This window comes from Geodermatophilus sp. SYSU D01119 (genome assembly GCF_054049975.1).
Genome location: NZ_JBJGYL010000003.1, coordinates 34,469 through 61,065, shown reverse-complemented (window position 1 = coordinate 61,065; position 26,597 = coordinate 34,469). Strand labels below are relative to the sequence as shown.

The 26,597-nt window shown below is 77.2% G+C and carries 26 protein-coding genes and 1 riboswitch; of the genes, 14 read left to right on the top strand and 12 right to left on the bottom strand.

The window, feature by feature from the left end; all coding sequences use genetic code 11:
• Window positions 1-18: 18 nt before the first annotated feature.
• From ACI79X_RS02970 to ACI79X_RS02955, 4 genes are all read right to left on the bottom strand, one after another.
• Window positions 19-1,026 carry a hypothetical protein gene (locus ACI79X_RS02970; RefSeq protein WP_457023918.1) on the bottom strand — a complete coding sequence of 336 codons (1,008 nt, stop codon included), beginning with the start codon at window positions 1,024-1,026 and terminating at the stop codon, window positions 19-21.
• A 248-nt stretch (window positions 1,027-1,274) separates the two neighbouring features.
• A riboswitch (cyclic di-AMP (ydaO/yuaA leader) is annotated at window positions 1,275-1,430 on the bottom strand.
• A gap of 139 nt (window positions 1,431-1,569) precedes the next feature.
• Entirely contained in the window at window positions 1,570-1,920 is a 351-nt protein-coding gene (locus ACI79X_RS02965; protein ID WP_457023917.1) for a hypothetical protein, read from the bottom strand.
• Window positions 1,921-1,934: 14 nt separating this feature from the next.
• Window positions 1,935-2,537, bottom strand: coding sequence for a DNA-directed RNA polymerase subunit alpha C-terminal domain-containing protein (locus ACI79X_RS02960; RefSeq protein ID WP_457023916.1), 603 nt, complete (start codon window positions 2,535-2,537; stop codon window positions 1,935-1,937).
• Window positions 2,538-2,562: 25 nt separating this feature from the next.
• Window positions 2,563-4,368 carry a protein kinase domain-containing protein gene (locus tag ACI79X_RS02955; RefSeq protein WP_457023915.1) on the bottom strand — a complete coding sequence of 602 codons (1,806 nt, stop codon included), beginning with the start codon at window positions 4,366-4,368 and terminating at the stop codon, window positions 2,563-2,565.
• A 240-nt stretch (window positions 4,369-4,608) separates the two neighbouring features.
• Here ACI79X_RS02955 and ACI79X_RS02950 point away from each other — a divergent pair, with 240 nt between their 5' ends.
• On the top strand, window positions 4,609-5,487 hold the full coding sequence (locus tag ACI79X_RS02950; RefSeq protein ID WP_457023914.1) for a bile acid:sodium symporter family protein: 879 nt from the start codon (window positions 4,609-4,611) through the stop codon (window positions 5,485-5,487).
• A 4-nt stretch (window positions 5,488-5,491) separates the two neighbouring features.
• On the opposite strand, the gene ACI79X_RS02945 is transcribed toward ACI79X_RS02950, so the two are convergent.
• Window positions 5,492-6,793: a PucR family transcriptional regulator gene (locus ACI79X_RS02945; RefSeq protein WP_457023913.1), complete on the bottom strand. Its 1,302-nt coding sequence runs from the start codon at window positions 6,791-6,793 to the stop codon at window positions 5,492-5,494.
• Window positions 6,794-6,840: 47 nt separating this feature from the next.
• Here ACI79X_RS02945 and ACI79X_RS02940 point away from each other — a divergent pair, with 47 nt between their 5' ends.
• Genes ACI79X_RS02940 through ACI79X_RS02930 form a run of 3 tightly spaced genes read left to right on the top strand, consistent with a single transcriptional unit; the run spans window position 6,841 to window position 10,219 of the window.
• On the top strand, window positions 6,841-8,364 hold the full coding sequence (locus tag ACI79X_RS02940) for a flavin-containing monooxygenase (RefSeq protein WP_457023912.1): 1,524 nt from the start codon (window positions 6,841-6,843) through the stop codon (window positions 8,362-8,364).
• A complete protein-coding gene (locus ACI79X_RS02935) occupies window positions 8,361-9,371 on the top strand; it encodes an alpha/beta fold hydrolase (RefSeq protein WP_457023911.1) in 1,011 nt (336 codons plus the stop codon). The genes ACI79X_RS02940 and ACI79X_RS02935 overlap by 4 nt, the downstream gene beginning before the upstream one ends.
• A complete protein-coding gene (locus tag ACI79X_RS02930) occupies window positions 9,368-10,219 on the top strand; it encodes an SDR family NAD(P)-dependent oxidoreductase (RefSeq protein ID WP_457023910.1) in 852 nt (283 codons plus the stop codon). The genes ACI79X_RS02935 and ACI79X_RS02930 overlap by 4 nt, the downstream gene beginning before the upstream one ends.
• Before the next feature lie 3 nt (window positions 10,220-10,222).
• On the opposite strand, the gene ACI79X_RS02925 is transcribed toward ACI79X_RS02930, so the two are convergent.
• Window positions 10,223-11,875, bottom strand: coding sequence for a bifunctional 3'-5' exonuclease/DNA polymerase (locus ACI79X_RS02925; RefSeq protein WP_457023909.1), 1,653 nt, complete (start codon window positions 11,873-11,875; stop codon window positions 10,223-10,225).
• A gap of 60 nt (window positions 11,876-11,935) precedes the next feature.
• Between ACI79X_RS02925 and ACI79X_RS02920 the strand changes: the two genes are divergently transcribed.
• Window positions 11,936-12,229 (top strand): hypothetical protein, encoded by a 294-nt coding sequence (locus ACI79X_RS02920; protein WP_457023908.1) that lies wholly within the window; start codon window positions 11,936-11,938, stop codon window positions 12,227-12,229.
• Here the strand turns inward: ACI79X_RS02920 and ACI79X_RS02915 are convergent.
• Complete coding sequence (locus tag ACI79X_RS02915) at window positions 12,204-13,919, bottom strand: FAD-dependent oxidoreductase (RefSeq protein WP_457023907.1); 1,716 nt, start codon at window positions 13,917-13,919, stop codon at window positions 12,204-12,206. The two genes, ACI79X_RS02920 and ACI79X_RS02915, sit on opposite strands and share 26 nt — an antisense overlap.
• Window positions 13,916-14,797: a hypothetical protein gene (locus tag ACI79X_RS02910; RefSeq protein WP_457023906.1), complete on the bottom strand. Its 882-nt coding sequence runs from the start codon at window positions 14,795-14,797 to the stop codon at window positions 13,916-13,918. The genes ACI79X_RS02915 and ACI79X_RS02910 overlap by 4 nt, the downstream gene beginning before the upstream one ends.
• A 203-nt stretch (window positions 14,798-15,000) precedes the next feature.
• Between ACI79X_RS02910 and ACI79X_RS02905 the strand changes: the two genes are divergently transcribed.
• Both ACI79X_RS02905 and ACI79X_RS02900 read left to right on the top strand, forming a co-directional pair.
• Window positions 15,001-17,571 (top strand): ATP-binding protein, encoded by a 2,571-nt coding sequence (locus ACI79X_RS02905; protein ID WP_457023905.1) that lies wholly within the window; start codon window positions 15,001-15,003, stop codon window positions 17,569-17,571.
• Window positions 17,572-17,717: 146 nt separating this feature from the next.
• On the top strand, window positions 17,718-17,840 hold the full coding sequence (locus ACI79X_RS02900) for a hypothetical protein (RefSeq protein WP_457023904.1): 123 nt from the start codon (window positions 17,718-17,720) through the stop codon (window positions 17,838-17,840).
• A gap of 6 nt (window positions 17,841-17,846) precedes the next feature.
• Here ACI79X_RS02900 and ACI79X_RS02895 read toward each other — a convergent pair whose 3' ends face one another.
• Together ACI79X_RS02895 and paaK are read right to left on the bottom strand one after the other, a co-directional pair.
• Window positions 17,847-18,446, bottom strand: coding sequence for a TetR/AcrR family transcriptional regulator (locus ACI79X_RS02895; protein WP_457023903.1), 600 nt, complete (start codon window positions 18,444-18,446; stop codon window positions 17,847-17,849).
• Window positions 18,443-19,780, bottom strand: a complete 1,338-nt coding sequence (gene paaK / locus ACI79X_RS02890; protein WP_457023902.1) for a phenylacetate--CoA ligase PaaK — start codon at window positions 19,778-19,780, stop codon at window positions 18,443-18,445. Before paaK ends, ACI79X_RS02895 begins: the two co-directional genes overlap by 4 nt.
• A gap of 109 nt (window positions 19,781-19,889) precedes the next feature.
• Here paaK and paaA point away from each other — a divergent pair, with 109 nt between their 5' ends.
• The 6 genes from paaA (at window position 19,890) to ACI79X_RS02860 (ending at window position 24,322) form a co-directional block, all read left to right on the top strand.
• A complete protein-coding gene (gene paaA / locus ACI79X_RS02885) occupies window positions 19,890-20,888 on the top strand; it encodes a 1,2-phenylacetyl-CoA epoxidase subunit PaaA (RefSeq protein ID WP_457023901.1) in 999 nt (332 codons plus the stop codon).
• Entirely contained in the window at window positions 20,885-21,253 is a 369-nt protein-coding gene (gene paaB / locus ACI79X_RS02880) for a 1,2-phenylacetyl-CoA epoxidase subunit PaaB (protein ID WP_457023900.1), read from the top strand. Before paaA ends, paaB begins: the two co-directional genes overlap by 4 nt.
• Before the next feature lie 97 nt (window positions 21,254-21,350).
• Window positions 21,351-22,262 carry a 1,2-phenylacetyl-CoA epoxidase subunit PaaC gene (paaC, locus tag ACI79X_RS02875; protein ID WP_457023899.1) on the top strand — a complete coding sequence of 304 codons (912 nt, stop codon included), beginning with the start codon at window positions 21,351-21,353 and terminating at the stop codon, window positions 22,260-22,262.
• Window positions 22,259-22,762, top strand: a complete 504-nt coding sequence (gene paaD / locus ACI79X_RS02870; protein ID WP_457023898.1) for a 1,2-phenylacetyl-CoA epoxidase subunit PaaD — start codon at window positions 22,259-22,261, stop codon at window positions 22,760-22,762. The genes paaC and paaD overlap by 4 nt, the downstream gene beginning before the upstream one ends.
• A complete protein-coding gene (gene paaE, locus ACI79X_RS02865) occupies window positions 22,762-23,919 on the top strand; it encodes a 1,2-phenylacetyl-CoA epoxidase subunit PaaE (RefSeq protein ID WP_457023897.1) in 1,158 nt (385 codons plus the stop codon). Before paaD ends, paaE begins: the two co-directional genes overlap by 1 nt.
• A 4-nt stretch (window positions 23,920-23,923) precedes the next feature.
• Window positions 23,924-24,322, top strand: a complete 399-nt coding sequence (locus ACI79X_RS02860; protein ID WP_457023896.1) for a thioesterase family protein — start codon at window positions 23,924-23,926, stop codon at window positions 24,320-24,322.
• On the opposite strand, the gene ACI79X_RS02855 is transcribed toward ACI79X_RS02860, so the two are convergent.
• Window positions 24,319-24,759 carry a DUF5709 domain-containing protein gene (locus ACI79X_RS02855; protein WP_457023895.1) on the bottom strand — a complete coding sequence of 147 codons (441 nt, stop codon included), beginning with the start codon at window positions 24,757-24,759 and terminating at the stop codon, window positions 24,319-24,321. The genes ACI79X_RS02860 and ACI79X_RS02855 overlap by 4 nt on opposite strands.
• 265 nt (window positions 24,760-25,024) lie before the next feature.
• On the opposite strand from ACI79X_RS02855, the gene ACI79X_RS02850 reads away from it, so the two are divergent.
• The gene (locus ACI79X_RS02850) at window positions 25,025-25,177 is read left to right on the top strand and encodes a hypothetical protein (RefSeq protein WP_457023894.1); all 153 of its coding nucleotides are present in this window, start codon (window positions 25,025-25,027) and stop codon (window positions 25,175-25,177) included.
• A gap of 34 nt (window positions 25,178-25,211) precedes the next feature.
• Here the strand turns inward: ACI79X_RS02850 and ACI79X_RS02845 are convergent, their stop codons facing one another.
• Window positions 25,212-26,504 carry an FAD-binding oxidoreductase gene (locus ACI79X_RS02845; RefSeq protein ID WP_457023893.1) on the bottom strand — a complete coding sequence of 431 codons (1,293 nt, stop codon included), beginning with the start codon at window positions 26,502-26,504 and terminating at the stop codon, window positions 25,212-25,214.
• Window positions 26,505-26,597 lie beyond the last annotated feature (93 nt).

The window sequence follows — 26,597 nt, the reverse complement described above, 5'->3', positions numbered from 1 at the left end:
GCGGACCGGGTCCGGGGCTCAGCCCTGGTAGTTGACGTGCACGTGGTCGTAGTGGTTGGCGGTCACGCCACCGCGGTCCTCCATGCGCGACCACGACCCGCCCGGTGAGGACAGCATCCGCTGCTCCCAGATGAGGTAGTCGACGCCGAGCTCGGCCCAGTGGTCGATGTGGTACTGCACGATCGCGTCGCCGAGGGCGGCGTCGGACATGACCATGTAGTCCAGGGCCAGGCCCGACGGGTGCCCGCCCGGATCCGCGGCGCTGGCCCGGGTGCCGCCCAGGGTGATCGAGGCGGCGCCGGGGACGTTGCTCACCACGGCGTCGGCGGCAGCCTGCACCACCGGCTTCACCGGGCCGGAGGTGTTGCTGATCCGGGCCACGCGCGAGGCCGTCGTCCCCGACGAGGACGAGGACGAGGACGCCGACGACGAGGACGACGACGACGAGGACGACGACGCGGCGGTGGACTCCTGCTCGGCCTCCGCCGCGGCGGCGGCCTCGGCGGCCGCGGCCTCGGCGGCGGCCGCCGCCTCGGCGGCCACGCGCGCGGCCTCGGCCTCGGCGGCGAGGCGGGCGGCCTCGGCGGCCTGCGCGTCGCGGACGGCCTGGTCGGCGCCGGCCTGCGCCTGCTGGGCGGCGGTCTCGGCGGCCTCGCGGCTGCCGCGGCTGGCGGCGACCTGGCCGAGCGCCTCGATGTCCTGGGGCTGCACGGTCTCCGGCTCGGCGGCGGGCCCCGTGGCGGCCGACAGGCCCAGGGCCGCGGCCACGCTGACCGACCCCGACGTGCCGGCCTGCGCCTCGGCCGCCGGGTCGGGGGTGAGCAGCAGGTTGGCGGCCAGGGCGCCGGCGGCGGCGACGCCGAGCAGCAGCCCGGGACGGCGGACGGCGGAGCGGCGGGCGGCCGGGCGGGCGGTGCGGGCGGTCCGGGCGCTGCGGCGGGCAGCGCGCGGCGCGGCGGGGACGGTGATCTCCGCGGTGGGGGCGGCCGGCTCCGGCGTGCGGATCTCGGCGGTGGGGGCGTCCATGCGGGGCTGTGCTCCAGGGGTGCGGCCACGCGGCCCGGTGACGGGCACGGCGTGGCGGATGTGCGTGGCGGCTCCGGCGGTCCGCGGGACGCGGTCGGCCGGCGACCGGCGTCCGGGCGGGCCGGGCGGTCGCGGGACCGGCGTCGGGGACGGCCGGGGCGGTCAGATCCGGGGGCGCACCCCGGTGCGGCGGAGCCGGCGCGGGGGTGGTGCGGTGGTGCTGAGGGCGCGCGCCATCCGGCGGCTCTCCGTTCTCCCGATGGCCGCCTACCGGGTCAGCTGACGGGTTCGGGCGGGAAGCAGCCCTACCCGCGCACCGGACGGCGTCCGGCCGCGCGGGATTCACCCCAGTGGTGCGGTGGGTCCCCGGCTCGCCCCGGAGGGCGACTCGGCGGCATCCGCCCGGACTCCCCGGGCGGGGACGTGACGACCGGTCGGACGGCGCCACGGTAGACGTCGTTATCGGTCCGTGACAATCGCGCGCCCGCCGGGCGTGACGAGTGTCGCGCGCGTCGTCGGCGTGTCGCGCGGTTTCCCGCGGGCTCAGCCCTCGTCGGGCTCGTCCTCGTCGGGCTCGTCCTCGTCGGGCTCGTCCTCGTCGGGCTCGTCCTCGTCGGGCTCGTCCTCGTCGGGCTCGTCCTCGCCACCGGAGGCGCCGCCCGAGCCACCCTCGTCCTCGCCGGGCTCGTTCTCGTCCGGCTGGTTCTCGTCCGGCTCGTCCCCGCCGCCGGAGCCGCCGCCCGAGCCACCCTCGTCCTCGGTCTGCTCGACGCCGTTCCCGCCGCCCTCCCCGTCGCCCCCGCCGCAGGCGGTCGTGACGGGGACGACGACCGCGAGGACCAGTCCCACCAGGGCCGCGCGGCGGCGCGCGATCCCTCGGCGCTGCAGCGACACGGGTTCCTCCTCGTTCAGCCCAGCAGGCGGCGCAGGCAGTCGGCCTGGGTGCGCACCGACCAGAAGGCCAGCCGGGCGGGCAGCGCGACGGCGGCGCGGGCCACCCGGACGCCGAAGGCGAGCAGGTCGGCGTACTCGGCCGGGCGGGGCGCCGCCGGAGGCGGAGGCGCAGGCGCGGGCGCCGGCTCGGGGTCGTCGTCCCCGGGCGTGTCGTCCCCGGGCTCGTCGTCCCCGGGGTCGGCGGCGTCGGCGGCAGGCGCCTCGGCGCGCCCGGTGGTCGGCTCGGCCGCGGGCGGGGTCTCGGGCACCAGCAGGTCGAACGCGGTGCGCCGGCGCGGGTCGCGCAGCGAGGCGAAGGACGGGATCTCCGGCGAGGCCGGGCCGCCGTCGTCCTCGGTCGGGAGCGGCAACTGCGCCGGCGGCTCGGGCACGACCCGGCGGATGGCGCTCACCAGCCCCGGCCCGAGGCCCGGCACGGCGGCGAGCTCGCGTCGGGAGAGGCCGGCGAGCGCGGCGACGTCGGTGATGCCGGCGCGGGTCAGCGCGGTCACCGCCCGGGTGGGCAGGTCCAGCGTCGCGATCGTCCCTGCCGGCGCGTCCGGCGACCTGGTCGGCATGGCGGAGGACCCTAGTCGGCGCCGGTCAGCCGGCCGCACCGGCGTCCGGGGCGGACGGGACCGCCGACGGCGGCCCGGACGGGCCCGACGACGGCGCGGACGACGACGCCGACGACCCCGGCGACGTCGGCGCGGGGGCCTCCGGCTCCGACGGCGACGGCCCGACCGGGTCCGACGGCGCCGGGTCCGACGGCACCGGCTCAGACGGCACCGGCTCCGACGGCACCGGGTCCGACGGCACCGGGTCCGACGGCGCCGGCCCGGTCTCCACCGGCTCGGACGGCGCGGCACCGGACCCCTCGGGCGCCGGGTCCTCCGGCGCGGACACCCCGGCCCCCGGCAGCGGGGCCGCGGACCCGGCCGGCTGCGACGGGGCGGGACCGGACGGCGTGGTCCCCGACGGAGCGGCCGGCGCGGGCCCCGACGCGTCGCCGGGAGCGGCGGTGTCCGACGGCGCGGGCGCCTGCTCCCCGGCCGGGGCGGTCTCCTCCGCGGGCGCCTGCCCGGCCGGGGACGCGGCGGGCGGCGCGACCGCGACCGACAGGGTGACCGTGTCGCCGGCCCGCAGCGGCACGCCGACGGGGTCGAGCGCCGCGACGGTGCCCGGCTCGACCGCCGTCGTCTCCTCGGTCTCGCGGGCGACGGTGAGGCCGAGGGCGGTGAGGTCGGCGGCGACCTCCTCGACCGGCCGGCCCACGTGCTCGCCGGCGGTCAGCACCACCGACGACGCCGCGGCGGCGCTCCCGCCGGAGGGCGCGGACGTCTCCGCGGCCTGCGCCGGGGCCTGCCCGCCGGAGCCGCTGGGCCACAGCACCACGGCCAGCAGGCCGGCCAGCACGAGCGCCAGCACCGGGACGAGCAGCAGGGCGCGGGAGCGCCGGGAGGATGCCTGCGCCGTGTCGTCGCCCCCGTCGTCCCCGTCGCCCACCGGCCGGAGGCCGGGGACCGGGCTGGTCGGCGGCCCCGTCCGCACGGCGGTCGCCCCGGCGGTCCCCTCGATGGTCTCCTGCACCGCGGTGAGGAACGCGTCGGCGTCCGGCGGCCGCTCGGCCGGGTCCTTGACCAGGGCCGCGTCGATGAGGGAGCGCACGACCGGCGGCACGTCCTCGGGCAGCGGCTCGGGCTGCTCGCGCACCTGCTTGAGCGCCACGGTGACCGGGTTGGTGCCGTCGAAGGGCGCATGGCCGGTGAGCGACTCGTAGCCGACCAGGCCGAGGGCGTAGACGTCGCTGGCCGGGCTGACCCGCCCGCCGGCGGCCTGCTCCGGGGACATGTAGCGCGCGGTGCCGATGACCTGCCCGGTGCCGGTGAGCGGCACGCTCTCGGCGGACCAGGCGATGCCGAAGTCGGTGAGCTTCACCCCGCCGTCGGGGCGCACGAGGATGTTGGCCGGCTTGACGTCGCGGTGCACCAGGCCGGCGCGGTGCGCCTCGGCGAGCCCGGCCGCCGTCTGCTCGAGCACCGACAGGGCGGCGCCCGGCTCCAGCGGCCCGTCGGCCGACAGCAGCGCCGACAGCGGCGCGCCCTCGACCAGCTCCATGACCAGGTAGGCGAGGGACTCGCCGGTGTCGGCGTCGCTCGTCTCCCCGTAGTCGAGGACCGCGGCGATGTTCGGGTGGCTCAGCGCGGCGGCGTGCCGGGCCTCGCAGCGGAACCGCTCGAGGAACACCGGGTCGTCGGCGTACTCGCTGCGCAGCACCTTGACCGCAACCGGCCGCTCGAGCAGCACGTCGCGGCCGCGCCACACCTGGCCCATGCCGCCGCTGGCGATCGGCTCCACCAGCTCGTAGCGGCCGCCCAGCGTCTGCCGCCCGGTGCCCAGCGAGGTCACGTCCCGTGCTCCGTCCCGTCCGCGTGCGCGGGCCTGCTGCCCGCCTCGGTCGACTCCCCCCGGGAGCGGCCCGGCGACGGCGGTGCCGCCGCGAGCGCTCCAGGTGGGGTGCCCGGACGGGTGCACCCTCAACCGCCCGGGTGGCGTCCGACCGGTGTGGGGCTCGCCTCGGGGCCCGCGGTCCGCCACGATCCGCACAGTCCCGCGGCAACGGCGCCGCGGCCGTCCCGGAGGTCGCCCATGGACTCGGCCCTCAGCACCGTCGCCCTCCCCGCCGCGCTGGCGGTGATCATGTTCGGCCTCGGGCTGTCGCTGACCGTCGACGACTTCGCCCGGGTCACCCGCCGCCCGAAGGCGGCCGTCGTCGCGCTGGGCCTGCAGGTGCTCGTGCTGCCCGCGCTGTGCTTCGGGCTGGTGGCGCTGGCCGGGCTGGAGCCGGTGCTCGCCGTCGGCATGGTGCTGCTCGCCGCCTCCCCCGGCGGCACCACGGCGAACCTGTTCAGCCACCTGTACCGCGGCGACGTCGCGCTCAACGTCTCGCTGACGGCGGTCAACTCGCTGCTGGCCGTCGTCACGCTGCCGCTGCTCACCAACCTCGCGGTCACCGTCTTCGAGCCGGCCGGCGCGGACTCGATCGGCCTGCAGTTCGGCAAGACGGTGCAGGTCTTCGCGGTCGTGCTGGTGCCGGTGGCGCTGGGCATGCTCGTGCGGCGTGGCGCCCCGGCCTTCGCCGACCGCATGGACCGCCCGGTGCGCGTGCTGTCGGCGGTGGTGCTGGCGCTGGTCATCGTGGGCACCGTGCTCGCCGAGCGGGAGGACGTCGGCGGCTACCTGCGCCAGGTGGGCCTGGTGGCGCTCGCCTTCTGCCTGCTGAGCCTGCTGCTCGGGTTCGCCGTGCCGCGCGCGCTGGGCATCGGCCACCGCCAGGCGATCGCCTGCTGCTTCGAGATCGGCGTGCACAACAGCACGCTGGCCATCGCGGTGGCGATCAGCGTGCTCGGCAGCGTGGAGCTGGCGATCCCGGCCGCGGTCTACGGGGTGCTGATGTTCCCGGTGGCGGCGCTGGTCGGCTGGGTGCTGAGCCGCCGGGCGCCCGACCGCGAGGCCCAGCCGGCCTGAGCGCTCACCCTCCCGGGCCGCGCCAGCGCAGCACCTCCAGCGCCGCCGCGACGCCGAGGACGTTGTCGGCCAGCGGCCGGGGCAGCAGCTCCTCGGCGCGCGCCAGCCGGCGCAGCACGGTGTTGCGGTGGGTCCACAGCCGCTCGGCGGTGCGGGAGGCGTTGCCCAGCTCCTGCACGTAGGTGCGCACCGTCCGGCGCACGTCGGCGTCGGCGGTGAGCAGCCCGCCGAGGGTGTCGGCGAGGAACTCGTCGACCGCGGTCGGCTCGGCGGTGAGCAGCGCGACGAGCTGCACGTCCTCGTAGCGGGCCGCCTGCTGCGGGGAGGTCAGGCGGGCGAGCATCCGCTGGGTGGTCGCGGCGTCGAGGTGGCTGCGCCGGAAGCCCTCGACGTCGCGACCGGGCCGGCCGACGGCGACCCGGACGCCCGGCGTCCGGGCCAGCGACGGCGTCAGGTCGGCCACCCGCGGCGCAGTGCCCACCGGCAGCCACACCCACAGCGCGGCGGCGCTGGCCACCACGGTCAGCCGGCGCGGTGCGCCGGCGGCGCGGGTGAGCGCCTCGGCCGCCGCCTCGAGGTCCTCGGGCCCCGCGGTGCCGGATCCCGACCAGACGACGGCGGCGGTGTGCGGCCCGGTCAGCCCGTAGCCGAGCTGGGCCTCCGCGCGGGCGCGGGCGATCGGCGCGCCCTCCAGCAGCAGCGCCACCGTGGCCCGGCGCTCGGCGAGCCCGCCCCGGGTGAGCTCGGTGCGCTCGGCGGCCATCCGCTCGGAGACGGCCGCGACCGTGTCGTCGATGAACGCGGTGATCGACAGCGCCGAGACGTCGAGCAGCTCGCGCAGCTCCGCGGGGTCAGTGGTGAGCTCGAAGCAGATCTCCATCCACCGCCGCCACGCCACGCCCTGCGCGGTCCGGTAGGCGTCCAGCCCGCTCTGGTCCAGCCCGCGGCGCACCAGGTCGCGGGCGGCCTCCAGCACCTCCGGGCCGAGGTTCGCCGGCACCCGGCGGCCGGGGTGCTGCACGTTGGCCGCCGCCCAGTGCAGCAGGTTGGCGAGGTTCGCCCGGCGGGTCGCCTCGGCGAGCACCGGGTCCTCGGCCACCGGTCGCATCCGCTCGCTGCCCAGCGCCGCGGCGTGCAGCTCCTCGATCCACTCGGCGCGCGGGTCCAGCGCCGCCTCGGCGCCGCGCCGGAACAGCTCCCGCGTGCGCTCGGAGACCCGCGGCCAGTCGTCACTCACCGGTGCATCGTGCACCACCCGGGCCGCGACGGGGTGCACGTCGTCGTTGCGGACGGTGGCCTGCGCCACGGATGGTCGGTATCAGGCACACGTCCGTCCCCGGGGAGAGCCACCGCATGACCACCAGCCAGCCACCGGTCCCGACGCCGGTCGAGCACCTCGACGTGTTGATCGTCGGCGCCGGGATCTCCGGCATCGGCGCCGGCCGGTACCTGACCACCGAGCTGCCGGCGAAGAGCTTCGCGATCCTCGAGGCGCGCGGCGCCTCGGGCGGCACCTGGGACCTGTTCCGCTACCCCGGCATCCGCTCGGACTCCGACCTGTCGACGTTCGGGTACGAGTTCAAGCCGTGGCGCGACCGGCAGTCCATCGCCGACGCCCCGAAGATCCTCGCCTACCTGCGCGAGACGGCCACCGAGAACGGCCTCGACGAGCGGATCCGCTACCACCACCGGGTGCTGGCCGTGGCCTGGTCGAGCGCCGACGCCCGCTGGACGGTCGACGTCGAGCGCACCGACACCGGCGAGCGGCTGCAGTTCACCGCAGGCTGGGTGTTCTGCGCCGGCGGCTACTACCGCTACGACGAGGGCTTCACCCCCGTGTTCGAGGGCCGCGACCGGTTCCGCGGTGAGGTCGTGCACCCGCAGTTCTGGCCCGAGGACCTCGACCTGACCGGCAAGCGGGTCGTCGTCATCGGCAGCGGGGCCACCGCCGTGACGATCGTGCCGGCCATCGCCGGCACCGCCGCGCACGTGACGATGCTGCAGCGCACGCCCACCTACGTGCTGCCCGTGCCGCGCGAGGACCCGATCGCCGCCCGGCTGCGGCGCTGGTTCGGCGACGAGCGGGCGCACGCGCTGATCCGCCGCAAGAACATCGCCCAGCAGCGCGCCATCTACCGCTTCGCGCAGAAGCACCCGAAGGCCGCGCGCACGGCGATCCGGTGGGTCAACACCAAGCAGCTGCCCGAGGGCTTCGAGGTCGACACGCACTTCAACCCGCCGTACGACCCGTGGGACCAGCGGCTGTGCGCCGTCCCCGACGGCGACCTGTTCCGCGCGATCCGCGCGGGCACGGCGTCGGTGGTCACCGACCGGATCACCACCTTCGACGAGACCGGCATCCGGCTCGCCTCCGGGGAGCACCTCGACGCCGACGTGGTCGTCACGGCCACCGGCCTGTCGGTGCAGGCCTTCGGCGGGGTCGCGATCACCGTGGACGGCGAGCCGGTGACGCTGTCGGAGACCGTCGCCTACAAGGGCATGATGCTGTCCGGGGTGCCGAACCTGGCCTTCGCCATCGGCTACACCAACTCCTCCTGGACGCTGAAGATCGGGCTGCTCTGCGAGCACTTCGTCCGGCTGCTGCGCCACATGGACCAGCGCGGCCTCGACACCGCCCGGCCGGTCCTCGCCGACCCGGGCATGCCCACGCGGCCCTTCCTCGACTTCGCCGCCGGCTACATCCAGCGCGCGGTCGCCCAGCTCCCCCGCCAGGGCGACCGCATGCCGTGGCTGACCTCGATGGACTACTCCGACGACGTCAAGCTGCTCCGGGCCGACAGCGTCGTCGACCCGGAGCTCCGGCTCACCTCGTCGCGCGACCGCCTGCCGCAGCCGGCCGCGGCGGTGGGCGCGTGACCGCCACCGAGGCGCCCCGCGCCACCGGCCAGCCGCGCGCCACCGATGCCGACCGCTTCGCCGACCTGCCGGCGGGCCCGCGGATCTGCTTCCGGGTCGACGGTCCCGACGACGGCGAGCCGCTGCTGCTGGTCGCGGGCCTCGGGCTGGACCTCACCTCGTGGCCGCGGCGGATGGTCGACGGGTTCACCGCCCGCGGCTTCCGCGTCGTCCGGCTGGACAACCGCGACGCCGGCCGGTCGGGGCGGATCGCTGCCCCGCCGCCCGGGCGCGCCCGCCAGCTGCTGGCCCGGCCGCGCCCGGACGCCTACGACCTCACCGACATGGCCGCCGACACCGTCGGCCTGCTCGACGCCCTCGGCATCGCCCGGGTGCACCTGGTCGGCATGTCGATGGGCGGGATGATCGCCCAGGTGGTCGCGGCCCGGCACCCGCACCGGGTGGCGAGCCTGACGTCGATCTTCTCGACCACCGGACACCGCCGGGTGGGCCAGCCGGCCCGCTCCACGATCCTGCGGCTGGCAGAGGCGGCGCCGCGCACCGTCGAGGAGTCCGTCGAGCGGCACCTGGCGATGCTGGCGCACATCGGCGGCCCCGGCTTCCCGCCCGACGACGACCTCGAGCGCGCCTGGGCCACCGCGGTGTGGGACCGCGTGGGCGGCGACCGGTCGCGGGAGGTGGCCCGCCAGATCCAGGCCATCCAGGCCTCCGGCGACCGCACGCCCGAGCTGGCCCGCATCACCGCCCCGACGCTGGTCGTGCACGGCGACGTCGACCGGATGGTCCACCCCAGCGGCGGGCGGGCCACCGCCGACGCCATCGCCGGCGCCCGGCACGTCGAGGTCCCCGGCATGGGCCACCACCTGGCACCGGGGGTCGTCGACCGGCTCGTCGAGCTCACCACCGACCTCGCCCGCGGAGCGGGCCGCAGGAACACCGCCCGCGGAGCGGGCCGCAGGAACACCGCCCGCGGAGCGGGCGCCGACCTCCCAGGGGAGAACCGATGAGCAGCGTGCGCGACAAGGTCGCCGTCGTCACCGGTGCCGGGTCCGGCATCGGCCGGCAGCTGGCCTTCGAGCTGGCCAAGCGGGGCGCGCGCCTCGCCCTGTCCGACGTCGACGAGCTGGGCCTCGGCCAGACCGCCGACCGGGCGGAGGCGCTGGGCGCCGAGGTGCACACCGCCCGCCTCGACGTGAGCGACCGCGCGGCCGTCGTCGCGTACGCCGACGCGGTGGCCGCGCACTTCGGCGTGGTGCACCAGGTCTACAACAACGCCGGCATCTCCGGCGGCGGCCGCTCGGTGCTCGACACCGACTGGGAAACCTACGACCGCACCCTCGGGGTCAACCTGTTCGGCGTCATCAACGGGACCAAGGCGTTCCTGCCGCACCTGATCGCCTCCGGCGACGGGCACGTGGTCAACGTGTCCAGCCTCAACGGGTTCATGGCCCAGCCGACGCTCTCGGCGTACTGCGCGAGCAAGTTCGCCGTCCGCGGGTTCACCGAGGTGGTGCGCACCGAGATGATCGCCGGTGGCCACCCGGTGCAGGTGACGGTCGTGCACCCCGGCGGCGTGAAGACGAACATCGCCTCGTCGACGGCGCGGGAGGCGCAGGCGCAGGGCATCGAGCTGTCGGCCGCCGAGGTCGCCCGCCAGCGGGTCTACGACGAGAAGCTGCTGAAGATGCCGGCCGAGCAGGCGGCGCGGATCGTCGTCGACGGCGTCGAGGCCGGGCGGCCGCGGGTGCGCGTGGGCAAGGACGCCGTGCTCGTCGACCGGCTGGTGCGGCTGCTGCCGGCGCGCTACCCGGTGCTGGCGGCCTGGTACGACCGCAAGCTCTTCGGCGGCCGCTGAGGCTCAGCCCGCGTCGGCCCAGGACCGGACGACGGCGACGTCGAGCGGGAAGTCGAGCGGGAAGTCCCCGAACAGCAGCCGCCCGGCCGTCGCGGCGGCGGCGCGGACCTCGCCGGCCACCCGGTCGGCGAGGTCGGCCGGCGTGTGCACGACCACCTCGTCGTGGAGGAAGAACACCAGGTGCGGGCGCTGGTGCACCTGCCCCTCGCCGAGGCGCCACAGCCGGTTGCGCAGGTCGGCGAGCCAGCACAGCGCCCACTCCGCGCCGGTGCCCTGGACGACGAAGTTGCGGGTGAAGCGGCCCCACGCGCGGCGCGCCCGGTCGGAGTCGCGGCCCCCGGGCTCGGGTGCCTCGCCGAGGTCGGCGCCGCGGTCGGCCCACGCGCCGCCGGGCAGCGGGGAGCCGCGGCCGAGCAGCGTCTGCACCACCCCGCCGCGCTCGCCGGCCCGCGCCGCGTCCTCCACCAGGCCGATGGCCCGCGGGTAGCGGCGGGCCAGGCGCGGCATCATCCGCCCGCTCTCACCGCGGGTGCCGCCGTAGAGCGCGCCGAGCACCCCGACCTTGGCCTCCGCGCGGGTGCCGACCACGCCCGCGGCGACCATCCCGGCGTAGAGGTCGCGGTCGCGGGCGGCCTCGGCCAGCGCTGCGTCGCGGCTCATCCCGGCGAGCACCCGCGGCTCGAGCTGGGCGACGTCGGCCACCACCAGCGCCCACCCGTCGTCGGCCACCGCCGCCGGGCGGACCTGCACCGGCACCGACAGCGCGCCGCCGCCGTGCGAGGCCCAGCGGCCCGTGACCACCCCGCCGGGCAGGAACACCGGGCGGAACCGCCCGTCGCGCACCCACGTGTCCAGCCACGCCCAGCCGTTGGCGGCGAGCAGCCGGGCCAGCCGCTTGTACTCCAGCAGCGGCGGGACGACGGGGTGCTCGATGCGCTCCAGCGTCCAGGAGCGGGTGTCCTCCACGGGCAGGCCAGCGGTCTGCAGCGCCCGCAGCAGCACGGCCGGGGAGTCGGGGTTGAGGTCGGGGGCGCGCAGCACGGCCCGCACCTCGCCGGCCAGCCGCTCCAGCACCGGCGGCCGCAGCCCCGCCGGCGGGCGCTCGCCGAGCAGGCCGGTGAGCAGCCGCGCGTGCTCGTCGGCGCGCCAGGGCAGGCCTGCCCAGGTCATCTCGGCGGCGGCCAGCGCGCCGGAGCACTCGGCGGCGACCAGCAGGCCCAGGCGGGCCCCGTGCGGGGAGGCGGCGAGGGCGGCCTGCTGGCGGCGGAGCTCGGCGGCCGGGTCGAGCCGGTCGGCCGGGTCCTCGAGCTCGAACAGGGCGGGGTCGCCGCCGGTGCGGGGCTCCAGCGCCGCCCAGCCGGCGGCGTCTCCGCCGGCGAGCAGCGCCGGGTCGGCCAGCGGCGAGCGGCGCAGCAGGGCGCCGGTCAGCCGGAGGTCGGTGCACCGCTCCACCCGCACGCCGGCGTCGAGCAGCCCCGGGTACCAGCGGGTGGTGTCGTCCCACGTCCAGCGGACCGCACCCGCGCGCTCGCGGGCGGCGACCCAGGCGGGCAGGTCGCCGGCGGGCAGGCGGGTGGCCGGTCCGGGGGTGCCGTCGGCCGCGCAGTCGGCGGCGACGACGTCCCCGCCGTCGCGGCGCAGCAGCACCCGGTCCACCGCCCCAGTCTCGCCGAGGGCACCGACGCCGCCGGGGAGGCGGCGGGCACACTGGGGAGCGTGGCCGCCGTCCCTGCTGCGCTGCGCCGGGGCGTCGTGCGCCTGCTCAACACCTCCGGCGGCCGGGTGCTGGTGCTCGCCGGCGAGGTCGACGCGGCCGCCGTCGAGGCGTTCTGGCGCTGCTACGGCCGGGAGCCGGTGCGGGTGGACGTCATCGACGCCCGCTCGGTGACGGCGCTGTCGCCGTCGGGCCGCGAGCTGCTCACCGACACCCTCGACCGGGCCGAGTGGACCGGCCGGCCGGTGGCCCTGCGCCCCTCCCCCGCCGTCAGCCGCGCGCTGCCGGCGCGCTGACCTGCCCGGCGGCCCGCATCGCCGCCAGGTGCGCGTGCACCAGCGTCACCACCAGGGCGCCCTCGCCCACCGCGGAGGCGACCCGCTTCACCGAGCCGGCCCGCACGTCGCCGGCGGCGAACACCCCCGGCGTGCTGGTCTCCAGCGGCGCGGGCGGGCGGTCCAGCGGCCAGGCCGGCGTGACGCCGTCGGCGAGCAGCTCGCTGCCGGTGAGCAGGAAGCCCCAGCGGTCGCGGGCGAGCGTGCCGGCGAGCCAGTCGGTGCGCGGCTCGCTGCCGATGAGGACGAACAGCACGCCCTCCTCCACCGTCTCCTCGCCCGTGTCCAGGTCGCGCAGCACCACCGACTCGAGGAAGTCGGTGCCGCTGCCGCCGGTGACCTGCACGCGGTAGCGGATGTCGACGGTGGGCAGCGCCTCCAGCTCGCGGATCAGGTAGTCCGACATCGTCTCGGTGAGCGTGGCCCGCCGGACCAGCACGGTGACCCGGTCGGCGTAGCCGGCCAGGTAGACCGCCGCCTGCCCGGCGGAGTTGCCGCCGCCGACGACGAACACGTGCCGGCCGCGCATCGCCGGCGCCTCGGTGACCGCCGCCCCGTAGAAGACGCCGCGGCCGGTGAGCGCCTCGAGCTCGGGCACCCCGAGCCGGCGCCAGCTCGCGCCGGTGGCCACCACGACGGTGCGCGCGCACGCCGTCGTCCCGTCGCTGAGCGCGATCCGGTGCAGCCCGTCCGGGGTGGTCCCCAGACCGCTGCCCCGGCGCATGAAGTGGAACCGGGCGCCGAACGCCCACGCCTGCTGGTAGGCGCTGAAGGCCAGCCGGCTGCCGCTGATCCCGGTGGGGAACCCCGGGTAGTTGCGGATCAGCGAGCTGGTGCCGGCCTGCCCGCCGATCGCCTCGCCCTCCACCACCAGCGTCGACAGGCCCTCCGAGGCGGCGTACACGCTCGCGCCGAGGCCGGCCGGGCCGGAGCCGAGCACGAGGACGTCGTGGACGACGTCGGGATCGAGCGGGGTGAACAGGCCGAAGGCGTCGGCGATCTCGAGGTCGGTGGGGTCCTGCAGCACGACCGGCTCGCGCGTGAACCGGATGCTCACCACCGGCAGCCTCGGCTCGGACAGGCCGAGCGCGGCCAGCGCCTCGGCGCCGGCCCGGGAGCCGGCGTCGAGGAAGCCGAGCGGGATGCGGTTGCGGGAGAAGGAGTCGCGCAGCTGCTGCGAGCGCGGCGACCACTGCTCGCCGATGACCCGCACCGCCTGGAACCCGCCGGCCCGGCGCGAGGACCACTCCTCGAGCACCTCGGTGACCAGCCGGTGGAACTCCTCGTCGCCGCGGACCTGCGGCGCGGTGAGCCAGCGGTCGAGCTGGCCGACGGTCAGCGCGTCGAAGATCGGCCGCGCCGTCTCCCAGGCCCCCCACCGGACCAGGGCCACCGACACCGCGCCCGGGGCACGCGCGTGCAGGGCCCGGAGCTCGGCGAGGCCGTCGGGGTCGGCGTCGCCGAACCCGCCGAGCAGGACGGCGACCGGGGTGCCGTCGTCGGTCAGCGTCGCGGCGGCCTCCTCCGGGGAGGCGCAGGACCGGACCTCGTAGTCGCCGCCGTAGCGGCGGGTGAGCTCCGCGGTCGTGGTGTCGCGGACGTCGTCGTCGCGGGTGACGACGAGCAGGCAGGCCTCGCGCCCACCGCTCACGGCCGGTGCCTCCCCGGCGCGGGGGCGAGGCGCCAGCCGGCCGCGCCGGTCAGGGCGATCGCGGCGGCCACGGCGACCAGCACCCAGGCGGCCGGGCGGTCCCACCCGACGTCGCCGGCGTGCACCGCCACGACCAGGAGGACGAGGACGCCGAAGACGGTGTAGGCGACGGCGGAGGTGCGCAGCCGCTCGAGGTCGCCGGCGAGGGCGGCCAGGGCGGTCGCGACGCCGAAGGCGACGAGCCACGCGCCGACCACCCGCGCGGTGAACGGGGTCAGCGGCCAGGGCCACAGCGCGGTGGTGTCGGCGGGGGCGACCGACAGCAGCGCGCCGACGGCGAGCAGCACGACCGACTCCGCGCCGAGGGCGGCCCGCAGCGGGACCGGGACCGGCGCGCGGCGCGGCGGGTCGGTGCCCGGCGCGCGTTCCTGCACGACCAGCACGACGGCCATCGCCACCGGGACGAGCACGTAGACGCCGGTCCAGAACCAGGCCGCGGCGCGGGCGAGGAGCGGCGCGTCGGCGAACTCCGGCTGCAGGTGCAGGCGGTCGAGGTGCACGAGCGTGGCGACCAGGGTCAGCACGGTGAACACCAGGATGGTCAGCACCGCGACCCGGCTGCGCGCCCACACCGGGTCGCGCAGCGACAGCAGGACCAGGGTGCAGCCCGCGGCGTAGCCCGCGCCGAGGAAGGCGGCGGTGGCCGGCGGGGCGATCGTCCACGCGAACACCTCCGCCGTCCGGCCGGGCTGGACGAGCAGGGCGAGGACGGCCAGCCCGGTCAGCACGCTGAACACCCTGAGCAGGGCGCGCATGGCGGGGAGCAGCTCGCGGCGGCGGGCGGCCGCCGGGCGCACGGTGGTGGTGGCAGGGTCCACCGGGACCTCCGTCGTCGGTGCCTCCCCCGTGCGGCGCCCATTGGAGCACCGCCGCGCCCCGCTGTCACCGGCTTTCCGGGCGCAGGCGTGCGCCACGCCGCAGCGGACACGCGGGGGGCGCGGGGCCTGTCGGCGCGGCCGCCCGCGGCCCTACGCTCCGGGTCCCGGGAGCGGCCGCGGGGCCGCCCGTCGCGGGAGGCGCCATGACCGGGCCCGGTCCCGAACCGGCCGCACCGATCGGCACGCCGGACCGCCGGCTGCGGGTCTTCGTGTCCTCGACGCTCACCGAGCTCGCCGCCGAGCGGGCGGCCGTCCGGGCGGCGGTGACCTCGCTCCGGCTGACCCCGGTGATGTTCGAGCTCGGTGCCCGACCGCACCCCCCGCGTGACCTCTACCGGGCCTACCTGCGGCAGAGCGACGTCTTCGTCGGCCTCTACGGCGACAGCTACGGCTGGGTCGCGCCGGGGATGGCGGTGTCGGGCATCGAGGACGAGTTCGACCTGTCCGACGGGCTGCCCCGGCTGCTGTACGTGCGCGACCCGGCGCCGGACCGCGACCCCCGGCTGGCCGCGCTGGTCGAGCGGATGCAGGCCACCGGCGGCGCGTCGACGGTGCCCTTCAGCGATCCCGCGCGGCTCGGCGAGCAGGTCGCCGACGACCTCGCCGTCCTGCTCACGGAGCGCTTCGCCGCCCGCCCCGCGCCCGGGGCGCCGGTGCCCGGCCTCACCCCCGGGTGGCTGCCGGAGCCACCGACGCCGCTGGTCGACCGCGGCACGGAGCTCGGGCTGCTCACCGGGCTGCTGCGCGCGCCGGAGGTGCGGCTGGTGACGCTCACCGGCCCGGGCGGCATCGGCAAGACGCGGCTGGCCCTGGCCGGCGCCGCCGTGGTGCGGGCGGAGCGCGACGGCGTCTGGTTCGTCGACCTGGCGCCGGTCCGCGACGCGGCGGGGGTGCCGGTCGCCGTCGCCGGGGTCCTCGGGGTGCGGCCGGAGGGCGCCCGCCCGCTGGTCGACGTCGTGGCCGAGCGGCTCGCGGGGGTGTCGGCGCTGCTGGTGCTCGACAACGCCGAGCAGGTGTCCGGCGTCGCGCCGGTGCTGGCCGCGCTGCTGGAGCGCTGCCCGCGGCTGGACCTGCTGGTGACCAGCCGCAGCGTGCTGGGCCTGCGCGGTGAGACCGACGTGCCGCTGCAGCCGCTGCCCGTGCCCGCCCCCGGGGCCCCGGACCCGGCCGCGCCGGCGGTGCAGCTGTTCACCGCCCGCGCCCGCGCCGCCGACCCGTCGTTCACCGCCGAGGGCGAGGACGCGGCCGCCGTCGGGGAGCTGGTGCGCCGGCTGGAGGGGCTGCCGCTGGCGATCGAGCTGGCCGCGGCCCGGGTCCGGGTGCTGCCGCCGCGGGCGCTGCTGCGCCGGCTGCGCAGCGCGCTGGACCTGCGGGCGCCGGTCGCCGACCTGCCCGACCGCCAGCGGACCCTGCGCGCCACGCTGGAGTGGAGCCACGAGCTGCTCGGTGCCGAGGAGCGGCTGGTGCTCGCCCGGCTGTCGGTGTGCACCGGCGGCTGCACGCTGGACACCGCCGAGGCGGTCGCCGCGGTGGACGGCGACGTCGACGTCGTCGAGGCGCTGTCGGCGCTGGTCGCGCAGAGCCTGGTCGCCCCGGATGACGCCGCCGGCGGCGAGCCGCGCTTCCGCATGCTCGACGTGGTGCGCGCCTTCGCCGCCGAGCGGCTGCGCGAGCTCCGGGAGGAGGACGCGGCGCGCGAGCGGCTGGCCCGCCACCTCACCGGGGTGGCCGAGGCGGCGGCCGCCGGGCTCGCCGGGCCGGACCGGGCGTCGTGGCTGGCCCGTCTGGAGGCCGAGGCCGACGACCTGGAGGCCACGCTGGAGTGGGCGGTGACCGCCGACCGGGCCGAGCTCGTCGTCGGCCTGGCCGCGCCGCTGGCCCGCTGGTGGTGGGCGCGCGGCCGGCTCGCCGCGATGTCCGAGCTCGCCGACCGCACCGCCGCGCTGCCCTCGGCCCGCCGGCTCTCCCCCGCCGCGGCGGCGTCGCTGCGCTGGGCCTGCGGCAGCACCGCGATCGCCATGGGGCGGCCCGCGGACGCCGTGCCGCAGCTGACCGGGCTGGTGGCCGAGGCGCGGGAGCTCGGCGACCCGTGGCTGCTGGCCCAGGGGCTGACGCTGCTGGCGATGACCCGGACGCCGGAGGACCCGTCGCTGCGCCCGCAGCTGGAGGAGGCCGAGGCCGCCGCGCGGGCCAGCGGCGACCCGTGGGCGGTCGCGTTCACCCTCGTGCCGCTGGGCGACGTCGACCTGCTGGCCGGCGACGTGCCGGCGGCCACCGCCCGGCACACCGAGGCGCTCCGGGCCGCGCGGGCGAGCCGCGACGACCACCTCGCGGCCGCCGTCCTCGACCAGCTCGGCCTCGACGCGCTGCTGGGCGGCGACCCGGACGGCGCCGCGGCGCACCTGCGGGAGGCCGCCGCCCTCCACCGGGCGCTGGCCGACCGGGAGGGCCTGGCCAACTGCCTGGAGGCACTGGCCGGCGTCGCCCTGCTGAGCGGGCGGCCGGAGGAGGCGGCCCGGCTCGCCGGCTCCGCCGACGCCACCCGCCGGCTGCTGGGCCTGCGGGTCTGGCCGTTCCTGCGGCCGCTGGCCGCGCAGCTCGCCGCCGCGGTGGACGCCGCGCTGGGGCCGGAGCGGGCCGCCGCCGAGCGGGCGGCCGGCGCCCGGCGGGACGGGTGGGCGGCGCTGGAGGACGCGCTCGCCGCGAGTGGCTGAGGGCAGTGGCTGAGGACAGTGGCTGAGGACACGGTGCGGTTTCCCGCCCGTTCACCCGGACGTGTCCACGCCGCAACCGGTCGCGGGGAGCGTGGGACGCGGCCGAGACGACGACGTCCCCACCCCGAGATCCGCCTGGAGACGCCATGACACAGCCGACCACCACCCCTGTGACCCGCACCCGCGCCCTGCTGCGCCGCCTCGACGCCTACACGCTCGAGGTGTTCAACCCGGGCGCGCCCTACCGCCCCCGCCGCGACCGGGGCTGACCGCCCTCAGGGGCGCGTCCGCAGCCCCCGGAAGGCCGTCGTCACCAGCGCGTCGGCGAGGTCGTCGGCCGAGAGGCTGCCGCCGGGCCGGTACCACTCGGTGAGCGAGTTGACCGTCCCGAACAGCAGCCGGCTGGTGACGGCGGGGTCGACGTCGGGGCGCACGTCACCCTCCTCCTCGGCGGCGCGGACCAGGTCGGTGACGATCCGGTCGAACTCCCGCCGCCGGGCGAGGGCCGCCTCCTCGACCGCGGAGTTGCCGCGCACCCGGAGCAGCAGGGTGACGAACGGCAGCTCCGCGGCGAGCACCCGGACCGACCCGCGCACGACGTGCTCGAGCCGGTCGATCGCCCGCCCGGTGACCGCCCCCGGCTCCGCGGTGACGGCGAACAGCGCGTCCAGCGCCCGGTCCAGTGCCATCCGCAGCAGCTCGACCTTGCTCGGCACGTGGTGGTAGATCGCCGACTTGGTGACCCCGAGCCGCGCGGCCAGCTCCTCCATGCTGGTGGCGTCGTAGCCGCGCTCGTTGAAGACGGCGACGGCGACGTCGAGGAGGCTGTCGAGCGAGTGCCCGGGCCGGCCCCGGCGGACCCGCGTCTCCGTCACGCGCGCTCCCGCCGGTCGGTCATCCGCTGCAGCTTGCCCATCGAGCGGGGCAGCGTCTCGGGGTCGACGACGAGCACCTCGATGCTCGTGCCCACGGTGTCCTTGACGCCCTTCGCGACCTCGGCGGCGGCCTGCTCGCGGCGCCCGGGCGGGCAGTCCGGGCGGGCCTCGACGCGCACGACGAGGTGGTCCATGCGGCCGCGGGTGGTCAGCTCCATCGCGAAGTGGGGCGCCAGGCCCGGCGTGCGCAGCACGACCTCCTCGATCTGCGTGGGGAAGAGGTTCACCCCGCGCAGGATGATCATGTCGTCGGTGCGGCCGGTGACCTTCTCCATCCGGCGCATGCCGGGGCGCGCGGTGCCGGGCAGCAGCCGGGTGAGGTCGCGGGTGCGGTAGCGCACGACCGGCATGGCCTCCTTGGTGAGCGAGGTGAACACCAGCTCGCCCACCTCGCCCTCGGGCAGCACCTCGCCGGTGATCGGGTCGATCACCTCCGGGTAGAAGTGGTCCTCCCACACGTGCAGACCGTCCTTGGTCTCCACGCACTCCTGCGCCACCCCCGGGCCCATGACCTCCGACAGGCCGTAGATGTCGACGGCCTGGATGTCGAGGCGCTCCTCCATCTCCCGGCGCATCTGCTCGGTCCAGGGCTCGGCGCCGAAGATGCCGATCTCCAGGCTGGAGGCGCGCGGGTCGAGGCCCTGCTTCTCGAACTCGTCGATGACGGTGAGCATGTAGCTCGGCGTCACCATGATCACGCGGGGCGCGAAGTCGGTGATCAGCTGCACCTGCCGTGGCGTCATCCCGCCGGACACGGGGACGACCGTGCAGCCCAGCGCCTCCGCGCCGTAGTGGGCGCCCAGGCCGCCGGTGAACAGGCCGTAGCCGTAGGCGTTGTGCAGCACGTCGCCGGGCCGCCCGCCGGCGGCCCGGATGGAGCGGGCCATGACGGTGGCCCAGGTGGCCAGGTCGTGCTCGGTGTAGCCGACGACGGTGGGCCGCCCGGTGGTGCCGCTGGAGGCGTGCACGCGGCGCACCTGCTCGCGCGGGACGGCGAACATGCCGAACGGGTAGTTCTCCCGCAGGTCGGCCTTGCTCGTGGTGGGGAACCGCGCGAGGTCCGCGAGCTCCCGGCAGTCGTCGGGGTGCACGCCGGCCTCGTCGAACGCGCGCCGGTGGTGGGGCACGTTCTCGTAGGCGCGGCGCAGCGAGTCCCGCAGCCGCTCGAGCTGCAGCGCCCGCAGCTCGTCGACGCCCATGCGCTCGGCCGGGTCGAGGGTGGCGGGGTCGGGGGCCTCGCCCAGCCGCCGCAGATCGCCGGTCGCCGTCGTCATGCCTGCCTCCTCGTCGGCCGTGCACCCATCGCGCCGCTTGTGTCGTGCAGCACGCTGCGGCACACTATTACCGACCGCACGGTCAGTAAATAGCTCGAGGGGAGACCCGATGTCCGCGCCGACGCTCGACCGGCCCGCGGTGGACGAGACCGCCCTGCAGGCGCAGTTCGACGCCACGATCGCGGCCGACCACCGCATCGAGCCGCGCGACTGGATGCCCGAGGGCTACCGGAAGACGCTGGTGCGCCAGATCGCCCAGCACGCGCACTCCGAGATCATCGGCATGCAGCCGGAGGGCGACTGGCTGCTGGCCGCGCCGAGCCTGCGGCGCAAGGCGGTGCTGCTGGCCAAGGTGCAGGACGAGGCCGGGCACGGGCTCTACCTCTACTCGGCGGCCGAGACGCTCGGCGCCGACCGGGCCGACCTCACCGACAAGCTCATCGAGGGCCGGCAGAAGTACAGCTCGATCTTCAACTACCCGACGCTCACCTACGCCGACGTCGGCGTCATCGGCTGGCTGGTCGACGGCGCGGCGATCTGCAACCAGGTGCCGCTGTGCCGCTCCTCCTACGGGCCCTACGCCCGGGCGATGATCCGCGTCTGCAAGGAGGAGTCGTTCCACCAGCGGCAGGGCTACGAGCTGCTGATGACGATGATGCGCGGCACCCCCGAGCAGCGGGCGATGGTGCAGGACGCCGTCGACCGCTGGTGGTGGCCCTCGCTGATGATGTTCGGCCCGCCCGACGACGACAGCCCCAACTCGGCGCAGTCGATGGCGTGGGGCATCAAGCGGCACAGCAACGACGAGCTGCGGCAGCGCTTCGTCGACATGTCGGTGCCCCAGGCGCAGGTGCTCGGCGTGACGCTGCCCGACCCCGACCTGCGGTGGGACGAGGGGTCCGGGCACTGGCGGTTCGGCGCCATCGACTGGGCGGAGTTCAAGCGGGTCATCTCCGGTGAGGGCCCGTGCAACGCCGAGCGGATCGCCCGCCGCCGCGCCGCCCGCGACGACAACGCCTGGGTGACCGAGGCCGCGACGGCCTACGCCGCGAAGCACGCCGAGCAGGCCGCCGAGCAGGCCGCCGAGCACGCCGGGACCGCCGCGTGAGCACCGACGTCACCGCCGAGGGCGGGCACGGCGCCGTCCCCACCGGGCCCGAGGTGCCGGTGGAGCCGCAGCGGCCGGCCGTGAAGCGGGACTGGCCGCTGTACGAGGTGTTCGTGCGCGGCAAGCGCGGGCTCAACCACGTGCACGTCGGCTCGCTGCACGCCCCGGACGACGAGATGGCCGTGCACGCCGCCCGCGACCTCTACACGCGGCGCAACGAGGGCGTGAGCATCTGGGTGGTGAAGGCGGCCGACATCACCGCCTCCAGCCCCGACGAGAAGGACCCGATGTTCGCCCCGAGCGGCGACAAGGTCTACCGCCACCCGACGTTCTACGAGATCCCGGAGAACGTCCCCCACATGTGAGCAAGGACCCCGGTGCCCCCCCACGCCTCGTACCTCGGCGCGGGCCCCTGCACCGGGGCCTTCCAGCCATCCGTCACGAGGCAAGGAGCGTCCCGTCGTGGGTCACGAGGAGACCGTCTACGACGCGCTGACCAACGCGCACGACGACGCCGGGCACTGGGCGTTCGGCACCGGGTTCGACGAGCCGCTGGCCGGCGTCGACACCACCGTCCCCGACGGCGTCGACCCGGCCGACCTCGGCGTCTACTGCCTGATGCTCGGCGACGACGCCCTGGTGCTCGCGCAGCGGCTCACGCAGTGGATGACCAACGCGCCGGAGCTCGAGGAGGAGGTCGCGCTCGGCAACACCGGCCTGGACCTGCTCGGCCAGGCGCGCCTGCTGCTGGCCCGCGCGGGCTCGGTCGGCGTCCTCGGCCGCTCCCGGTCGCTGGCGACGGCGTCCATCCCCGACGAGGACGCCCTCGCCTACTTCCGCGACCCCGACGAGTTCCGCAACACCGGCCTGGTCGAGGCGGACAACGGCGACTTCGCCCGCACCATGGTCCGGCTGCTCGTCGCCTCGACCGTCCGGCTCGCGGTGTTCGCCCGGCTGCGCGAGTCCCGCGACCCCGTGCTCGCGGCGATCGCGGCCAAGGGCGTGCACGAGCTGGCCTACCACCGCGACCACGCCGCCCGCTGGGTGCTGCGCCTGGGCGACGGCACCGCCGAGTCCTCCCGCCGCGCGCAGGACGGCGTCGCCGCGGTGTGGCCGCACCTCGCCGACCTGTTCACCGCCACCGACGTCGAGGCCCGGCTGGCGGCGGGCGGCGTCGCCGTCGACCCGGCCGTCGTCCGCGACGAGGTGCGCGAGGTGCTCACCACCGTGCTGGAGCGCGCCACCCTGACCGTGCCGCCGTGGCCGGACGACGCCGCCCCGCGCGGCCGGCTCGGGCAGCACGGCGAGGAGCTGACCGCGCTGCTCGCCACGCTCCAGGGCCTGGCCCGGCAGCACCCGGCGGCGACCTGGTGACCCCCGTGCTCACCGACCCGCGCGCCGTCGCGGAGACCGTCACCGACCCCGAGCTGCCGGCGCTCACGCTCGCCGACCTGGGCGTGCTCCGCGACGTCCGGGTGCACGACGGCACCGTCGTCGTCGACATCACCCCCACCTACTCCGGCTGCCCGGCGATGGGCGTCATGCGCGCCGACCTGCTGCACGCGCTGCACTCGGCCGGCTTCGACGACGTCGAGGTGCGCACCGTCCTGTCCCCCGCCTGGTCCACCGACTGGATCACCGAGGACGGCCGCCGCAAGCTCGCCGAGGCCGGTATCGCCCCGCCCGGCCCGGCGCCCGAGCGCACCGCCGGACCCGTCCCGCTACAGCTCGGGCCTCCCCGCCGGACGGCGGCCTGCCCGCTGTGCGGGTCGCCCGACACCGAGGAGATCAGCGAGTTCGGCGCCACCGCCTGCAAGGCGCTGCGGCGCTGCCGCGCCTGCCGGGAGCCGTTCGAGCACCTGAAGGAGATCTAGTGGCGCGACAGGGAGTGAGCGTCGCGGCGAGCGCCAGCGAGCGAGGAGCGGAGCGACCGCGCAGCGGCACCGAGGGCACGGTGAGCGCCCCCGCCCGCCGCCGGCCACAGTTCCACCCGCTGACCGTCGCCGGCGTCGAGCGCCTCACCGACGACGCCGTCGCGGTCACCTTCGACGTGCCCGACGAGCTGGCCGAGGACTACGCGTTCCGGCCGGGCCAGGCGCTGACGCTGCGGCGGGTCGACGGCGACCGCGACGAGCGCCGCTCCTACTCCATCTGCGCGCCGGTGGGCGCCCCGCCGCGGGTCGGCGTCCGCGAGGTGCCCGGCGGCTTCTTCTCATCCTGGCTGGTGCACGAGGTCCGCCCCGGCGACGCGATCGAGGTGCTGCCGCCGTCGGGCACCTTCACCGCCGACCTGTCCACGCCCGCCGACCACGTCTTCGTCGTCGCGGGCTCCGGCATCACCCCCGCGCTGTCGCTGGCGAGCACGGTGCTGCGCGACGGCGAGTCGACGGTCACCGTCTTCTACGGCAACCGCCGCACCAACACGGTCATGTTCGCCGACGAGCTCGCCGACCTGAAGGACGCCCACGGGCCCCGGCTGCAACTGGTGCACGTGCTCTCCCGCGAGCCGCGCGACGCCGAGCTGACCAGCGGCCGGCTCGACGGCGACCGGCTGCGCGCCCTGGTGACCAACCTGGTCGAGGTGCAGCGGGTCGACCACTGGTGGCTGTGCGGGCCGCACGGGATGGTCACCGACGCCCGCGCGCTCCTGGCCGAGCTGGGCGTCCCCGCCGAGCGGGTGCACCAGGAGCTGTTCTTCGTCGACGACGTGCCGCCGGAGCCGGTCCGCGGCGACGACGCGACCGTCGACGGGCCCAGCAGCCAGGTCACCGTCGTCCTCGACGGGCGGTCCACCACGCTGGCGCTGCCGCGGGAGGAGACCGTGCTCGACTCCGCCCAGCGGGTGCGCTCAGACCTGCCCTTCGCCTGCAAGGGCGGCGTCTGCGGCACCTGCCGCGCCCGGGTCACCGACGGCGAGGTGGAGATGCGGCGCAACTACGCGCTGGAGCCGCGCGAGGTCGAGGCCGGCTACGTGCTCACCTGCCAGACGCTGCCGCGCTCCGACGCCGTCACCGTCGACTTCGACGCCTGACGCCGTGCGGCCGCTCGCCGTCGGGGACAGCGCCGTCCTCGACGTCGTCGTCACCGAGGCGATGACCGTCGACTTCGCCACGCTGGGCCCCGTGCACCCGGTCTACGCCACCTACTCGATGGCCAGGCACTTCGAGGAGGCCGGCCGGGTGCTCCTGCTGCGGCACCTGGAGCCGGGCGAGGCGGCGGTCGGCACGGCGGTGTCGGTGGAGCACCTGGCGCCGGCCTGGCCCGGCGACCGCGTGCGGGTGACCGCCACCTGCACCGGGGTGGAGGGCAACCGGGTCACCTGCACGTGCCGGGCGGAGGACGCGGCCGGCCGCGAGCTCGGGCGCGGCAGCACCGGGCAGGCGGTGCTCTCCGAGGAGGTCCTCGCCGCCCGCCTCAGGCGTCCACCCGGCTAGCGGTCGCCGCGCACCACGTGGACGGCGGCCTCCTCGGCGGAGGCGGCGCCGCCGTCGATGCCGAGGTCGTCGGCGAGGAGCTCGTCCTCGTCGTCGACCACGCCGTCGTCGCCGAGGTCGGCCAGCCGGCCGGCGCGGGCGTCGCCCACCTCGTCGTCGAGCAGCTCGCCGTCACCGCCGGCGAGGTCGCCGAGCTCGTCGCCGTCGTCGTCCCCGGAGCCGTCGGGCAGCTCGCGGGCGAGCCGGCCGTCGAGGCCCTCGCCCGCGGCCTCCTCGCGGTCGGTGGTGCCCCACTCCTGCACGCCCCAGGGCCGCTCCGGCGGGGACCAGCCGGTGTCGAGCGGGTCGTCGCCGTCCTCCAGCGTGTCCTCCCGCTCGAGCAGGCCGGTGGCCTCCTCGGGGTCGGTGCCGTCGGTGCCGTGGCTCTCGCGGTCCACGCCTGCCTCCTCGGGGTGCGTCGGGACGGACGCCGCTGTCCGGGGCGCCCACCCTGCCACGGCCGGTCCCGCCCGCGGGAGGCCCCGGAGCACTCCCACCGGCCTCGCCGCGCGGTGCCCGACCTCGCGCTGCGGGGCGAGGCCGGCCACCGTGGCGCGAGGGCCGGCGGACCGGCCGGTGTGACGGAGTGAGCAGCCCGACCTGCGGCACCGGCCCCTCCCCCGGCCGGACACTGGAGGGGAGCCGACCTCCCAGGAGACCGTCGTGGACACGTCGCTGACCGAACTGCACGAGCACTACGCCCGGCGGGTCGAGGCCGCCGTCGCCGAGGACCGCATGGACCGCGTGCGGGAGCTGTACGAGGACTACTTCGACGAGGCGCTGCGCCGCCTGCTGGCGACCACCGCCTCCGCCTGACCGCGCCCGGCCCGTCGCCCGACCGGCCGCCCTGCTAGCGGAGCGCCCCCTCCAGCACCCGGTGCGGGTCGGCGCCGGCGGCCAGCGTCGCGAGCCGCTCGCGGACGGCGGGCGTGGGCGTGCGGGCCAGCACGTCGGGCACCGCGGCGAAGCCGTGCGCGGGCTCCCGGCCGCCCAGGTCGGCGCCGAACGCGGCCGCGACGTCATCGGTGCAGGCCCGGGTGGCGGCCCGGTCCTCGCTGCCGGCGCCGCCGGTCACGAGCACGGCCAGCCGCGCGTCGCGGTGGCACACCGCGCTCGGCCGCTCGGGCACCCAGCCGAGCGCGCCGCCGAGCAGCCGCAGCTCCACCGTGCGGGGCCGGCTGCCGCGCACCGCACGCAGCACCGCGGCCGCCGCGTCGTCGGACAGCCGGTCGGCGAGCAGCGAGGAGCCGGGGTCGGGAACCTGCTGCGGGGTGGCCAGCCCGGCCGGGCCGCGCGGCGCGATCTCGGAGTCCAGCGGCCGGCCCCCGGCGGCCAGCGGGCCGAGCAGCCGGTCGAGCACGGCGACGCCGTCCTCCGGGTCCCCCGCCCAGCCGAAGCGCACGGCCACGCCGCCCTCCCCCTGCCGCGGCCGGGACAGCACGAGTGAGGTGCCGGCCTGCGCGGGCAGCGTCGCCGTCCAGGCGCGCCAGGCGTCGAGCACCCGCGCGGCGTCGGCGGCGGCCCAGCGCAGCTGCCCGCCGTAGCGCGGCCCGGCGGCCAGCAGGTCCAGCTCGACGGCGGTGACCACGCCCAGCGCCGCGCCGCCGCCGCGCAGGCCCCAGAACAGCTCCGGCTCGTCGTCCGGGGTCACCCGGCGCAGCGCGCCGTCGCCGGTGACCACCTCGACGGCGCGGACGCGGTCGGCGGCCAGGCCGTAGGTGCGGGCCAGCGGGCCGACGCCGCCGCCGGTGACCGTGTCGGCCACCCGCTCGGCCGCCGAGGCGCCGGTCAGCGGGGTGAAGCCGTGCCGGCCGGCCTCCCCCGCCAGCTCGCGCCAGCGCACGCCGGCGCCCACCCGGGCCCAGCCGGCCGGGGAGACGGTGACCTGGGCGAGCCGGTCGGGGTCGACGGTGAGCCGGCGCGCCGGCCCGCCGGCGCGGCCCGGGCCCCGCACGGCGAGCGCCACCCCGTGCCGGCCGGCGAGCCGCACGGCGGCGACGACGTCGGACACCTCGGCGACCTGGACCAGCGCCCCGGAGGACCCGGCCCCCTCGGACAGCCGGGCGCCGTGCGACAGGCGGGCGCGCAGTGTCGCGGTCAGATCGGGCGGCAGGGCGGGCGGGGCGGCGGTCGCGGACGTCACGGGTCTCTCCAGGGTGCAGGGGTGCGGTGCGGGGAGAGCGTCGGCCGCCGTCCTTGGTGTGTCCTTGGTGCGCGCTTGGGTGCCTGCTCACGG

Coding starts and splice junctions, on each gene's coding strand:
- ACI79X_RS02970 (WP_457023918.1), bottom strand. CDS start 1,026: ATGGACGCCCCCACCGCCGAGATCCGCACGCCGGAGCCGGCCGCCCCC.
- ACI79X_RS02960 (WP_457023916.1), bottom strand. CDS start 2,537: ATGCCGACCAGGTCGCCGGACGCGCCGGCAGGGACGATCGCGACGCTG.
- ACI79X_RS02950 (WP_457023914.1), top strand. CDS start 4,609: ATGGACTCGGCCCTCAGCACCGTCGCCCTCCCCGCCGCGCTGGCGGTG.
- ACI79X_RS02940 (WP_457023912.1), top strand. CDS start 6,841: ATGACCACCAGCCAGCCACCGGTCCCGACGCCGGTCGAGCACCTCGAC.
- ACI79X_RS02930 (WP_457023910.1), top strand. CDS start 9,368: ATGAGCAGCGTGCGCGACAAGGTCGCCGTCGTCACCGGTGCCGGGTCC.
- ACI79X_RS02905 (WP_457023905.1), top strand. CDS start 15,001: ATGACCGGGCCCGGTCCCGAACCGGCCGCACCGATCGGCACGCCGGAC.
- ACI79X_RS02900 (WP_457023904.1), top strand. CDS start 17,718: ATGACACAGCCGACCACCACCCCTGTGACCCGCACCCGCGCCCTGCTG.
- paaK (WP_457023902.1), bottom strand. CDS start 19,780: ATGACGACGGCGACCGGCGATCTGCGGCGGCTGGGCGAGGCCCCCGAC.
- paaA (WP_457023901.1), top strand. CDS start 19,890: ATGTCCGCGCCGACGCTCGACCGGCCCGCGGTGGACGAGACCGCCCTG.